Raw genomic sequence first — 210 nt, 5'->3', positions numbered from 1 at the left:
CAGCCGCGAGCGCGGCGAGCAGCAGCCCCCAGCGCAGCATCCGCGCCACGATGGCGACGGCCATGCCGAGCACGCCGCCGACGATTCCGACGACGAGGGCTCGCGGCGCCTCGTACACGGGCCAGGCCGCGGCCGTGGCGAGCAGGATGCCGACGACGACATAGCGGAGCGACCACAGGGTCAGCGGCGAGATCGCGAGCGGACTCGCTG

At 74.3% G+C, this 210-nt stretch carries 1 protein-coding gene; it reads right to left on the bottom strand.

What is annotated here, in order from left to right:
• Window positions 1–210: hypothetical protein (locus RTM68_RS18750; protein WP_312173841.1), on the bottom strand; the 210-nt coding region annotated here is incomplete at both ends.

Source organism: Microbacterium sp. (assembly GCF_031988965.1).
Taxonomy (GTDB): Bacteria; Actinomycetota; Actinomycetes; order Actinomycetales; family Microbacteriaceae; genus Microbacterium.
This window is presented reverse-complemented; position numbering and strand designations above follow the sequence as displayed.